The organism is Tolypothrix sp. VBCCA 56010 (assembly GCF_050875635.1).
GTDB lineage: Bacteria > Cyanobacteriota > Cyanobacteriia > Cyanobacteriales > Nostocaceae > Hassallia.
Window position 1 is genome coordinate 1 of record NZ_JBPAOH010000185.1, and the last position, 12,971, is coordinate 12,971.

Here is a 12,971-nt window from a genome sequence, read left to right on the forward strand (position 1 = left end):
GTAGCCCGTGCAGACGGGCTACATTTGTTGCATCTTCATCAAGCGTTGTATTATTTGAAGAATAATGCATTTAATCGCCCGCAGGCTATAAGCCTGGGGCTAGAAGAACAAAGCCCGTCTGCACGGGCTACATTAGTTGCATCTTCATCGAGAAATGTATTCCTTCTAATCCCCTCTTTGTTGCCTTTGAGAAGGTGAGAAGTTGAATTTTATGAACAACTGGTAAGGGCTGCACCACATTGGTCAAGCCTTGCCAACCAACCCTTAATACCTTTATATTCGACTTGCGCCCATTGTCCCTGACAGCCCAATAATTTAACACTGGTATTAGCGGGAATTCTTCCTAATTTACGGCTTTTTGGATTGGTGCTGGTGTAAATATCTACGCCATTTGTATTGTAGCCCCGCGTCGATATGCCTAAGTTTGGTAAATATACCCAACCAGTTCCTTTAAAACCGCTACCGATATTCTTTATCTGTGCCCAACTTCCGGAAGTAGCGACAATTTGAACTGTCTCGTTACCAGGTACTTTTCCTAAAATTCTGTTATTGGAACTTGCGCCATTCCGCACATTTAATCCTTGCGGATCTTTGTCGGTGACATAAACAGAAATATCACACTTTTGTTGCTTGGTTGCTTGGGCGAAGACTATTTGATTAGCTATACCAGTATTGGCGATCGCACTGATAAAACTGATTGCTAATCCCATCGTTAGCTTTGACGCTTGATTTTTCACTTTTGTGTCCTAATTTCTTCATGACAATACCAAAATTATGCATGATAGAAGAGCTTTTTCATTTTCAGGGGCACGTAGGGGTGCGATGGGCTTTGCCCCGCATTATAGCGATCGTATTTTGGCAAGGTTGTGCTGGGAACAATAAAGAAAATGTTCATTACTGATACTTTTAACCCAGACATTCTGGACAAGCCAGACTGAGTACGACCTCCTCAGCAGAAACAGTGCTGATTTGGGTGGTATCCCACAACGCCTTGAGGAATATCCCCAAGGCTCTCTAACTACCAGCCAATGACTCAACATCAAAACCCCAAGCCAAACCCTCTAAACAACTCCAATCCCCCCTAAGAGCAAGCGGGGAGGGGGTTAGGGGGTGGGGTTCCGATGCCTTGGCAAAGCCCGCCAGAACTCTGGGAAAAACTCAAGCCACTAGCGCGACAGATGCGGCGCGAACCCACCCCAGCCCAAAAGCTGCTTTGGCAAAAGTTAAGACAAAAGCAACTTTTGGGGTTCAAGTTTCGCCGTCAGCACGCAATTGACCGCTTTCTTGTGGATTTTTATTGTGCGGAAGCGCGGGAGCGTTGTGGAGGTGGATGGAGGAATTCACGACTACACGCAAGAGGAAGATGCAATCCGTCAAGAATTTTTGGAATCTTTGGGGTTGCGAGTGGTGCGGTTTAGGAATGAGGATGTTTTGCTCTTGATTGAGGGGGTGTTGGAGGGGATTGCAGTTTGGTTGCATAGATAGAATCCCACCCCCAACCCCCTCCCCGCAAGCAAGGAGGGAGCTAAGAGTGCGATCGCGTGTGGGGTTTTTGGGGGTGCGATCGCGTCTGCTGAAGTTAATACAAATTTAATTATGTTAGTCGTTTCGGCGTTGCTGATTGAAAGTATGAATTAGTCTCATGCAATGGCTAGACAAAAATCTCAAATTCCTAATTAAAAATTCAACTACCTCAATCCCTTCTCCCGCAACAACTCATCCACCCAAACCGCATCTTTTTCTGACAACGGTGGTACTGGCTCTTGACTGTAATCTACCACCAAATCATAACCGTATAGGTCATAAACCTCATTTAATAATGCCTGCAAATCTATCACAGGTTCTGTATCGACTGTACGCAAAGGTAGGGGGAAAGTCGGAATTATATCGGGCAAATTAAAAGCATATAAATCAGCATAGGGACGATTATTACCGCGACAAACCAAAATTCGATAATGACTTTGAATATTATTGCCAATTATCGGCATGGGGTTGTCTTTACGTAGTAAATCAATTTCAACTAAATTGGTGCGACTTGCTAAAACCTGTTCGCGCTTTTCTTCATACATTTGACGTCCTTTCCCCTGGCGTTTATTGGTAGGTGAAAGAATTTCGATAGTAGTAACTAAGTCTGTTGTTCCTACTTCTCTTACCTCTAAATATCCCTCTCTAATAGCCACAGGTGCGGCAACTGCCACTTTCGTCATTGTCGAATCTGTAGCAGTCTGCCGACTTTTTACTATCACATCAGGAATGCCTACAAGCAGTGAACTCTCGTCTGTAGTTTCATACATTCTTACTTCTACAGCAACGCGATATTTAGGACGTAATTGGGGAGTCAGTAACTTGGCAATTTCACTAATTAACAAGTGATGTACTCCAGCCCATAATTCAGGATGTTCTAAATAGGGGTTCATACCCAAAAATAAAGAAGGCATAAGCAATTCAAAATTAAAAATTCGCTCATTCATCTTAGGGTCTAACCTAATTATGGCAATCCTAAGGCTACTTGGTGTATGCAAATTAAATGTACAATAATTTACAAATAACTCGCTCACCAAATTGTAAACTCATCTCTTCCCCCCTCCCCGCTTGCTCTTAGGGGTAGGGGGTGGGGTTCTAAGAACAACTAGTCAGCGCTGCACCACATTTGTTGCTTGTTTGTTTGTGCGAAAACTATTTGATTAGCTATACCAGTAAGCGCGATCGCACTCATAAAACTGATTGCTAATCCCATCATTAGCTTTGATGCTTGATTTTTCCGGGGTTTTTGCATATATTCTCCACTTTTTGGACACTAGCACCGAGAATGGTGTCCTTTTTCTATCTGACATCGTAACCGAACAAGTAATGGTCTATTTTCTTTTGAAAATTTTCTCAAACGAATTTAAAGTTTGTAATAAATCTTAATTATATTAAATTCAGCCCCGCCTTTACTAGTGGATGCAACGCAACGCTCGTGGTTGAGTGTAAAATGTTCACTATACCGCATAAATCGCCCAAAGATTGAGTTAAAAGCTTAAACATTGATTTAGTAATATGAATATCAAGACACACCCAATATCAGATAAGATAGGTCAACAAATTATTAATGTAGATAATACTAGTATTTTCAAACTAGATTTAGAAGAAATTATTAGTCTATTTAAATTTTACGGTGTCTTACTTTTTAGAGGATTTGAAGCTAATGCCGACATTTTTAAAGAATTTAGCAATTTATTAAGTACCGATTTTATAGATTATGCTGGAGGAGCCTTCGCTAGAAGGGTAATTAATGGAGATAATACTCTTTTAAGTGTAAACGATTATCAGTTTGAAATTAAGTTGCACGGAGAAATGTACTATCAGAAGAATATTCCACTTTTGGTGTGGTTTTTTTGTGCTAATCCTGCATCACAAAATGGTGAAACAACAGTGTGTGATGGCAGACAATTTTTTAATGAAATCAGTAGTTCAACCAAAGAATTATTTAGGAAAAAAAAGCTAAAGTTCACCGTTTGTATGAATAAAGACGAGTGGCGCCAAAAATACCAAACTGATGACTTAAATAAATTAGGAGAGATGTGTAAAAGCAATAATACTTACCTGAAAGTCAACGAAAATCAATCGATTGTTCTTGAATACGTTTGCCCAGCAATCATTCCTAGCAGATGTGGCAAATATCAAGTTTTTATTAATAGTCTATTGCCAACAAAGCAGTTAAATCCAGACGTTCTTATCTTTGATGATAATTCCGAAATTCCTGATGATGTTGTTTCTGAACTGAATGAAATTGCTGAGAGATTAACCACGGAGATATCTTGGCGAAAAGGGGATATTTTAATGATTGACAATACAAGGATACTTCATGGTAGAAGAGCTTTTTCTGATGAAAAAAGAGATATTTATATCAGGCTATGTGCCCCAGCTTTTCCATTTTGAGATTTTGTTAATGCTGTGTCAAAATAATTCATAATTAATAATTACTAATTCATAATTATTACCCCACGCCTCTTGACGGGGGCTTAAAATATCGATGCAAGCGCATTTTTATTTATAATAGTGATAAATCAAGGGGCTTGTACCCTAAATTATGAATTATGAATTAATAATTATTCGGTCAGCTTGACTGATTTTATCAGCCAAGCTTGTTTACTAATACTTTACCTCACATCGTAGCCGAACAAATTCGGATCAACTTCTCCTAATTGCAAATCTGCTAAACCATATTCTGCCCATCGTCTTTCTACCATCGCTGCTATATCTGCATCCGATTCTAAAGGCGCCCCCCATTCATGTTCGGTTTCTGGGGGAATCTTCGTAGTTGCATCAATTCCCATTCTTCCACCTAAACCGATTTTTTCACTGGCAAAATCTAAAGTGTCAAAAGGCGTATTCGGTAAAATAAATACGTCTCGTGTAGGATCTACTTTAGAACTAATTGCCCACACGACTTGACGCGGATCGCGAATATTTATATCTTTATCGACAACAATCACAAATTTGGTGTATGTGAATTGTGGTAAAGCACTCCAAAAGGCTAAAGCTGCCCGTCGCGCTTGTCCGGGATATGCTTTATCAATAGATATAATCGCTGCTTTGTAGGATAGCGCTTCCATTGGTAAGAAGAAGTCAACAATTTCTGAGACTTGTTGCCGTAAAATGGGGGTGTAAATGCGATTGAGTGCGATCGCCATCATTGCTTCTTCTTTCGGTGGACGACCGCTAAATGTTGTTAAGTAAATCGGATCTTTGCGGTGTGTTATGCATTGAAAGCGAATTAAGGGTGAATCTTCCACACCACCGTAATATCCCATATGATCGCCAAATGGACCATCGGGTAAAACTTCCCCTGGTGTGATTGTTCCTTCCAGCACAAATTCTGAGTCTGCGGGAACTTCTAAATCTACGGTTTTACACTTCGCCAACTGTACCCCAGAACCGCCGTAAAGTCCAGCAAACAGCCATTCTGATAAGTCTACCGGAATTGGCGTGGCAGCTGCCATGATAATTAAAGGATCTACCCCAAGAGCGATCGCTACTTCTAATTTCTTTCCACGTTCGGCAGCTTTTCGCAAATGTCTTGCCCCACCCCGCACCGATAACCAATGAACTGTCATCGTGTTCTGAGATTGTAGTTGCAAGCGATACACACCAACATTCGGCGTACCTGTCTCGCAATCCTTTGTAATTACCAGCCCCAGCGTGATAATCTTGCCAGCATCACCGGGATAGGGACGTATCAACGGTAACTTATTTAAATCTAAATCGTCGCCTTGGATGACAACTTGCTGGCAAGCGGGGAAAAAATCGCGTCCCGGTTTCGCTTTGAGGACATCAAACAGTACTTTACCAAAGTATATCGCTTGGGAAATCTTCTTTGGCGGCTTTGGTTGTTGCAGCATCGCTAACTTTTTCCCCAAATCCTCCAATTCTAGGGGATGCTGCATATTCATTGCCCAGCATATCCTTTCCACTGTTCCCATCAAATTCACCGCTACTGCAAACGGTGAACCTTTGACATTTTCAAATAACAGTCCCGGACCACCCTTTTGCAGCATTCGGTTAGAAATTTCCGCAATTTCTAAATCTGAGTCAACTAACGCAGAAATCCGCTTTAATTGTCCCTTTTCTTCTAAAATTTTAATGAATCCCCGTAAATCTCTTGCCATTGTTTATAGTAAATAAATGTAAAGCACTTTCTTATATTATTAGTTATTTGTTAGTTGGAGCGTGGGAGCGTTGTTAGTTGCTGGTTGGAGCGTGGGAGCGTTGTTGGTTGTTGGTTGTTTCCATGTCCAATGCCCAATGCCCAATGCCCAATGCCCAATGCCCAATGCCCAATGCCCAATGCCCAATGCCCAATGCCCAATGCCCAATGCCCAATGCCCAATGCCCAATTATTTATTATTTTTTAACGATCGCAAACAAAATATTCAGGTATCCTAGCGGGAATCTGCATTAATTTTTACACCAAAGTGCCTATCTAGTTAAATATGACGAGAATATATGACATTTTACTGGCAGGCGGTTTTGTTATGTTTCCCCTGTTGGTTTTATCTGTTGTTACGTTTGGCTGTGCTGTAGAACGCTGTTGGTTCTGGTTTAAGCTAATTATCCAAGAAAAACAGATAGTGCAGGAAGTGTTGAGTGCAGCCCGGTTAGACTTAGAAAAGGCAGAAGCGATCGCATCTCGTTCTCAAGGTTTAGCGATTGGTCGCTTTTTGTTAGCACCGCTAAGACTGCGGAAAGCTTCTCCAGAAATCTTTCACCTGGCAATCAAAGCAGCATCTGATAAAGAATGTGTCGAGATGTATAAAGGTGATAAAGTGCTGGAAAGCGTGATGGCGATCGCTCCATTACTGGGTATATTAGGCACATCAGCCGGTCTATTCACCACCTTTCAGCATTTAAGAACTGGTCAGGTGAGCAGTGTTCATCTGTCTGCGGTTGCAAGTGGTATCGCTCAAGCGCTGATTGCCTCTGCAACTGGGATGAGTGTGGCGATTTTGGCTTTGGTGTTTTTGCGAATTTTTATAATTGTGCGATCGCGCCAAATGAACTATTTTTCTCAAGTAGGTAGCGAACTCGAACTAATTTATCTGCAATTTTGTCATGAATCTTCAACAGCCGATGCAAGCATTCAAGGAGTTAGCGAAAAGCCAAATAGTAAAGAAGAGTAATTATGAGTTATTTATTCCTAACTCCTAACTCCTAATCACTCAAACGAAAGCAGATTTCCAGCTAATAATAATTGCTTTTGTTCGCTCTTTTATTGCACGAATGAGCGTAATCTGACAAAGAGTAAGTAGCGGTAATTCATGAATTACCGCTACTGTATAATGTGCTTTTCAATTATTTTTACGTAAGTCCTATATTGCTACCGTGTTGATGTATTCTGTGAGACCTTTTTTCACAGAATACAATGGTATACCACCGATAGTTTTGACACACCAATAGATTTATCAGTTGAAAACACCATATAACTTGTATTTTCTCAATCTATTTTAGATACGTTTGCCCTGTCTTAAACACTGACACTTTTTTTTTGTAAGTTGAAGACAAGAAAATTTTGCTTAAACTTTCAGGCTAGAACAAACTGAATCCAACTGACGTAGAGATTGCCAGAAGTCGAGAATCTGTTCTGCTACGATCTCCGGCTCGAATAAGTGAAAAAAATGCCGTCCTTTTTGACATTCCCAATAGCGATCGCCCTCCATCAAAAACGGTCGCCATCCTTGCAGGGCATCGCGTTCTACAATGATATCGTCAGTGCTACCACAAACCATTAAGGGCACAGGGACTGGACAAGGAGGTACGCTTAACCGTTTGAACAAAGAGTGAGGTGAGAGCGAGCAATTCTTATCTTGCTCCAAGATACTCTCTAGACGCTTGACAGTGCGTTCATTCTGATAGCCAAATAAGTTGTACACCATCGCATTGAGAATCTTTTGGTGACTCAAGAAAGGGAGATGGGTATAGTAATGAGCTTGCCAGTCAAGGGCTGCATCAGCACCCACAGCTAATAAAGTTAAAGATTTAACTTTTTCTGGATATCGACGTGCATATAGTAGCCCTACTAATCCTCCCGTGCTGTGACCAATCAGATGCACGGGTTGATTGCTTGATTCGAGATAATTATGCAGCAGCTCTACCGCAACATCTAAAGAACTTGCTTCATCCTGAGTTTGACTATATTCCCACCGGGCAATAGTTATATAACGTGACAGTTCACGCAATAGCGGTTTAGCAAAGCATAAGAAACTAGGGCTTGTATTTAACCAAATGACATCTGGCTGTTTAGACATTAATTTAACCCGCAAGTAATTAGAGTTGTAAAATTCTCGTTTACCTTGTTAATAGCTAACAGTAATAAAGCAAGTTAGCTATTAACTATTAGCTCTTACTTTGGCTAGATACCGAACTCTTTTTTCAGTTCACCCACCCAGGCTTTGATACGTTTGTCAGTCAAATCAGATTGGTTATCTTCATCAAGAGCCAAACCTAAAAATTTCCCGTTTCTCAATGCTTTCGATTCATTGAAGTCATAGCCATCTGTAGACCAATATCCAACCGTAGTGCCGCCGCGTTCGGTAATTTTATCTGATAAAATGCCGATTGCATCCTGAAAGTTGTCAGGATAACCCCTTTGGTCGCCTGTTCCAAAATATGCAACCTTTTTGCCACTGAAATCAATATCATCTAGCTCGGAAAAATAGCCTTCCCAATCGCTTTGCAGTTCGCCAACATCCCAAGTAGGACAGCCAATAATTAGATATTGATAATCTGCAAACTCATTATCTTCTACGTCTGCAATATTATGCAATGTCACTACATCTTCACCACCAAATTCTTTCTGAATTGTCTCGGCTACGGACTCAGTTTTACCTGTTGTACTTCCAAAAAATAGACCAATTTGTGACATATTTTTCTCCGATTCAATGCGTTAATTAAAATTTGTAGAGACGTAGTATGTTACGTCTCTACCTGACTGCATACTAAGTCTCTACATAACTAAAGCGAGCTAATAGCGATCGCACTAAACACATCAAGACCACTCAACAGCAGATAAGCGAAGATTGCTCCACCAATCCCACCGATCAAAAAGCCCTCAGTAAATTCACTCCATCTTTCAGTAGAATTGACACTCTGGGGTACACGGGGAACGGTTGCTACTGAAGCGGGTCGTGGATATATTTCTTGCTGTCTTTGAAAAGTGGTAGTGCCATAAATCGAAAAACCAATTGTCAGGATGAGAATCAAACTGCCTGCGGCTAGTAAACCAACTAAGCTAGCTGCATTACTATTGCGTAATAAACCTAATGAACCTAATGTGGCAAATGGACCAACCAACCAGTAACCATGAGCCATACCAATTTCCAATCCCCGTGAGAGAGGAGAAATACCAGGGCGGTAAATTGGTAAGTATTTGAGAAACTTCAGCGTCAAATCAGAATTGACTACGGTTGCGAGATTACCCGTTTGGCGATTCACCCGTGGCGGTTGAACCATGTCACCATTTTTAAAATCAAATCCGGCTTCAATTGCACGGGCGCGGAGGGCGTGCCAAATGTGACCTAACAAAAATATGAGCGCCAAGACAAAATGGAAAGTTACCAACCAACCACGGCTGGAAACTATACCAGCATCCGTTTCTATAGCTTTAATCGGACCATAGAAAACTTCAGGATAGACGGTGTTATTGACCGACGCAAAGTATGCCGCCAAAAAGCCCATGTATGCTACAGCACCAATGCTGTAAGACAGATACGCTTCTCCTGAATAAATCAAAATTCGGCGTGCCCAGGCAAACGGCTTAGTCAAAATGTGGAAAATACCACCGCCAATTAACATCAAACCAACCCAGATGTGACCGCCGATAACATCTTCTAAGTTATCAACAGCTGCCATTCCTTCTGGTCCCCAAGCCCCAAACAGATAGCCAAAGATGCGGACAGGGTTGAGCGTTGGATGATTGATTACCCTTACGTTTCCACCGCCAGCTACCCAAGGGTCAAACACTCCACCCCAAAACATCGCCTTGGCAACTAAAGCCAAAGCACCCAAACCTAAAAGCGTTAGGTGAATGCCTAGGATTGTTGTCATCTTGTCTTTATCTTTCCAGTCGTAGCCAAAAAAGCCAGCCCAAGTAGGATTGTCTTCTAACACCTCTGGTCCTAGCAGGGAGTGGTAAATACCACCGGCTGCCAGAATAACTGAAGGGATTAGATGCAAGACGCTGATTACGAAGTAGGGATAGGTGCTAATCACTTGCCCACCAGCACCAACACCAAAACCAAGAGTCGCTAGATGAGGCAGCAGAATTAATCCTTGCTCATACATTGGCTGACTAGGATTAAAACGCGACAACTCAAACAGCGTCATTCCCCCAGCCCATAACAAAATCAATGCAGAATGGGCAACATGAGCGCCTAGTAATTTGCCCGATAGATTAGTGAGACGAAAGTTACCAGCCCACCAGCCAACATCAGGTATTTGTTGCTTGTAGGGGCTATCTTCAATTACTGCTGTCATTTACGAAACTCCTTGAGAATATTTGCCAATTTTTCCGGAGTCATCTTTCCGGACTTTTGCTAATAATTAGCATTAAATTCAGGAACTGCTAATCGGTTGGGGAATAACTGCTTCCGGACTCACCCTACCTTTGCGAAAATCGAACCCACGCGCCCGCAGTGCGTGCCAGATATGACCTTGGAGAAAGAAGAAGGCTAGCCAGAAGTGAGCATTGGCTAACCAAGTCCGGGCAGTTACCAAATCAGGGTCAGGTGATGAAAAGTACGGCACGATATTCTGCCTAACCACAAGCGCTGGACCATAAAAAACTTCGGGATAAACAGTGGTATTTACCGATACGAAGAGAGTTGCGATAAAGCCCATCAGTGCCAAAGCGCCCAAACTGTAAGAAAGATAAGCTTCTCCAGACCAAACAAATAGTGGATGCGTCCAAGTAAAGGGTTTGGTGAAAATGTGGAAAAGTCCACCAAAGATCAACATCCCACCAACCCAAATGTGACCGCCAACCACGTCTTCTAGGTTGTCAACGCCAGCAATCCAGAATTTACTAACTGCGCCGAATAGATAGCCAAAGATGACAGCTGGGTTTAGTGTGGGATTTGTAATTACCCGTACATTCTCAATGTTTGGGTCATACAAACCACCAAAGTACATTGCTTTGGCGACTAACAAGAATGCACCACAACCCAGTAAAACCAGGTGAATACCAAGGATTGTGGTCATTTTGCCCGTATCTGACCAGTCGTAGCCAAAGAAAGGAACTTTGCCCTCCAATTTTTCCGGACCACGCAGGGAATGAAAGATTCCTCCAAAGCCAAGAAAGGCTGAGGAAATCAAATGCAAAGCTCCAATGACGAAATAGGGATAAGTATCCACAACTGCACCACCTGCGCCTACACCCCAACCCTGAGTTGCGAGATGAGGTAGCAAAATTAAGCCTTGCTCGTACATTGGTTTTGCTGAATTAAAATGACCTAGCTCAAATAAAGTCATAGCTCCAGCCCAGAAGACAATCAGACCAGAATGAGCAACGTGAGCGCCTAGTAATTTTCCCGATAAGCTAGTGAGTCTGGCGTTACCAGCCCACCAAGGCGAGTCGGTAAGGTCTTGCTCCACCGACAACGGACTTCTAGAAATTGCTGTCATTTTTACCTATGCTTTGTTGATAATATTGTTCAACAACTTTAGAAACGAGCTTACACGAAAATTTCAGTTAATGCAACAATATCTCATTAAATCTTTTGAGGAAGATGACAAGTGACGACTTAGGCGAGGCTGGGAAATTTCCGCTCTCTACGGCTTGACCTTGAAAATAGGGCTGCATGGGAGGCAGTCGCTTGGGCGAACTGGCGTTTTTAGGGTCAAGAAAAGAAAAATTGTCATCCAACGCTTGTAGGCGATCGCTTTGAAGAGCAAGATTGCACTATGAGTAAAGAAAGGGTGCTTGGTTATTAGACTTCTTGCAGAAGTAGGGGAAAGGGGAAAGGGGAGGCAGTGCGTTGCAAAGCCAGTGCTGTGCGGAGGTCACGAACGTTGAGGCACAGCCTTTGTTGGGGTACCAAGCGTTGTAGCACCTGCTTATGATTGGGGAAAGGGGTAGGAAAAAAGCTCTCTCACGCTTGAGTGCAAAAAAGACTTTTGCTCATAGGTCTATTAAGGAAGGGTTTTTTATTATTTTTTATCATTTCCAGATTTAGGAAATAATAATTGTATTTTAGAAAACAATTAATCAGTAATTTGATACCAAAAACTAAAGTTAACTATTATTTAATAAGTAATTAAACCTTACTTAAAGTCTTGATCGGTATAAACGATGTAATTTTATTTCTGGTTGTATCTTAACAATACCATTTCCAGAATACGAGGTAATATGATTTTTTCGATCAGCGGGTTGAATCGTGCTGTTACTACTTCATTGGTAACAGTAGCTGTTGCATTTAGTCCAATTTTTGGGGCGATCGCTTCTGCTGTAACTTTAAATGGTGCGGGAGCAACTTTTCCAGCACCGCTTTATGAAAAATATGCCCGTGAAGTTACAAAAACCATCCCAGACTTAAGAATTAACTATCAAGCAATTGGTAGCGGTGGTGGTGTCAACCAAACAATTGCCGGCACAGTTGACTTTGGCGCAAGCGATGCAGCAATGAGCGATGCAGAAATAGCTAAAGTCAAGCAAGGTGTGATTTTAGTACCTACCGCTGGTGGTGCAATTTCCGTTGTTTACAACGCTCCTGGTGTTAATAGCCTCAAATTGTCTCGTACTACACTTCCAGCAATTTTTTCTGGTCAAATTACTAAATGGAACGACCCGAAAATCAAAGCTGATAATCCTGGAGTTAATCTCCCAAATCAACCAATTAAAACTGTTGTTCGTGCCGATGGTAGCGGTACGACATTCATTTTCACAGACCATTTAAGCGCTATTAATCCTTATTTTAAAGGCAGAATTGGTGTTAGTAAATCGCCAAAATGGTTGACAAATAGCCTTAAAGGTAAAGGAAACCCAGGTGTAGCTGCAATAGTAGCTCGCACTCCCGGTTCTATTGGTTATGTTGAATATCAATACGCTAAATCAGCCAACTTGAAATCAGCAGAAGTGCAAAACAAAGCGGGACAATATGTTGCTCCTTCTTTACAGACTGCAAATCAAGCTTTGTCAAATGTGCAATTTCCTAGCAATTATCGCGTTTTTGTAGCAGATCCAGGACAAGGTTATCCTATCGTAGGAATGACTTGGATTATGGTTTACAAGAGCTACAAAGACCCAGCGAAAGCGAAAGCTGTCAAGAGCTTGGTTCAGTGGATTCTCACAAAAGGTCAAGATATCAACGATGACCTCAACTACACCCGGATTCCTAGTACAGGGTGGCGGAAATAAACCGACCATTTTTGTGAGAGACTAAGCAAGAAGGGTCAAAACCCTTATGGGTAGTTTTTAAGGAATCAAGGTGTGGCAA

Annotated in this window: 14 protein-coding genes; 6 read left to right on the forward strand and 8 right to left on the reverse strand. The window is 41.8% G+C overall.

From position 1 onward, the window contains the following. Window positions 1-198: hypothetical protein (locus tag AABK37_RS36130; RefSeq protein ID WP_432556268.1), on the forward strand; the 198-nt coding region annotated here is incomplete at its 5' end. 11 nt (window positions 199-209) lie between these two features. Here AABK37_RS36130 and AABK37_RS36135 read toward each other — a convergent pair. Further along, window positions 210-737 (reverse strand): SH3 domain-containing protein, encoded by a 528-nt coding sequence (locus AABK37_RS36135; protein WP_432556269.1) that lies wholly within the window; start codon window positions 735-737, stop codon window positions 210-212. Window positions 738-1,299: 562 nt separating this feature from the next. Here AABK37_RS36135 and AABK37_RS36140 point away from each other — a divergent pair. After that, window positions 1,300-1,485: a DUF559 domain-containing protein gene (locus AABK37_RS36140; RefSeq protein WP_432556270.1), complete on the forward strand. Its 186-nt coding sequence runs from the start codon at window positions 1,300-1,302 to the stop codon at window positions 1,483-1,485. A gap of 203 nt (window positions 1,486-1,688) precedes the next feature. Here AABK37_RS36140 and AABK37_RS36145 read toward each other — a convergent pair whose 3' ends face one another. Both AABK37_RS36145 and AABK37_RS36150 read right to left on the reverse strand, forming a co-directional pair. After that, entirely contained in the window at window positions 1,689-2,438 is a 750-nt protein-coding gene (locus AABK37_RS36145; protein ID WP_432556271.1) for a DUF4058 family protein, read from the reverse strand. 191 nt (window positions 2,439-2,629) lie between these two features. Beyond that, on the reverse strand, window positions 2,630-2,776 hold the full coding sequence (locus AABK37_RS36150; protein WP_432556272.1) for a hypothetical protein: 147 nt from the start codon (window positions 2,774-2,776) through the stop codon (window positions 2,630-2,632). A 263-nt stretch (window positions 2,777-3,039) separates the two neighbouring features. On the opposite strand from AABK37_RS36150, the gene AABK37_RS36155 reads away from it, so the two are divergent. Then, complete coding sequence (locus AABK37_RS36155; protein ID WP_432556273.1) at window positions 3,040-3,921, forward strand: TauD/TfdA family dioxygenase; 882 nt, start codon at window positions 3,040-3,042, stop codon at window positions 3,919-3,921. Window positions 3,922-4,142: 221 nt separating this feature from the next. Here the strand turns inward: AABK37_RS36155 and AABK37_RS36160 are convergent, their stop codons facing one another. Continuing rightward, window positions 4,143-5,651, reverse strand: a complete 1,509-nt coding sequence (locus AABK37_RS36160) for a UbiD family decarboxylase (RefSeq protein ID WP_432556274.1) — start codon at window positions 5,649-5,651, stop codon at window positions 4,143-4,145. A 61-nt stretch (window positions 5,652-5,712) separates the two neighbouring features. On the opposite strand from AABK37_RS36160, the gene AABK37_RS36165 reads away from it, so the two are divergent. Beyond that, window positions 5,713-5,928, forward strand: a complete 216-nt coding sequence (locus AABK37_RS36165; RefSeq protein WP_432556275.1) for a hypothetical protein — start codon at window positions 5,713-5,715, stop codon at window positions 5,926-5,928. A 47-nt stretch (window positions 5,929-5,975) separates the two neighbouring features. Beyond that, window positions 5,976-6,662, forward strand: coding sequence for a MotA/TolQ/ExbB proton channel family protein (locus tag AABK37_RS36170; protein WP_432556276.1), 687 nt, complete (start codon window positions 5,976-5,978; stop codon window positions 6,660-6,662). A gap of 393 nt (window positions 6,663-7,055) precedes the next feature. Here the strand turns inward: AABK37_RS36170 and AABK37_RS36175 are convergent, their stop codons facing one another. The 4 genes from AABK37_RS36175 to AABK37_RS36190 all read right to left on the reverse strand — a co-directional run bounded on the left by AABK37_RS36175 (window position 7,056) and on the right by AABK37_RS36190 (window position 11,160). Continuing rightward, the gene (locus AABK37_RS36175; protein WP_432556277.1) at window positions 7,056-7,787 is read right to left on the reverse strand and encodes an alpha/beta fold hydrolase; all 732 of its coding nucleotides are present in this window, start codon (window positions 7,785-7,787) and stop codon (window positions 7,056-7,058) included. A 104-nt stretch (window positions 7,788-7,891) separates the two neighbouring features. Continuing rightward, on the reverse strand, window positions 7,892-8,404 hold the full coding sequence (gene fldA, locus AABK37_RS36180; RefSeq protein WP_432556278.1) for a flavodoxin FldA: 513 nt from the start codon (window positions 8,402-8,404) through the stop codon (window positions 7,892-7,894). An 89-nt stretch (window positions 8,405-8,493) separates the two neighbouring features. Beyond that, complete coding sequence (locus AABK37_RS36185) at window positions 8,494-10,014, reverse strand: chlorophyll a/b binding light-harvesting protein (protein ID WP_432556279.1); 1,521 nt, start codon at window positions 10,012-10,014, stop codon at window positions 8,494-8,496. Between the two features lie 78 nt (window positions 10,015-10,092). After that, complete coding sequence (locus AABK37_RS36190) at window positions 10,093-11,160, reverse strand: chlorophyll a/b binding light-harvesting protein (protein WP_432556280.1); 1,068 nt, start codon at window positions 11,158-11,160, stop codon at window positions 10,093-10,095. A gap of 724 nt (window positions 11,161-11,884) precedes the next feature. Between AABK37_RS36190 and pstS the strand changes: the two genes are divergently transcribed. After that, the gene (gene pstS / locus AABK37_RS36195) at window positions 11,885-12,892 is read left to right on the forward strand and encodes a phosphate ABC transporter substrate-binding protein PstS (RefSeq protein WP_432556281.1); all 1,008 of its coding nucleotides are present in this window, start codon (window positions 11,885-11,887) and stop codon (window positions 12,890-12,892) included. The last annotated feature ends 79 nt before the right edge of the window (window positions 12,893-12,971 follow it).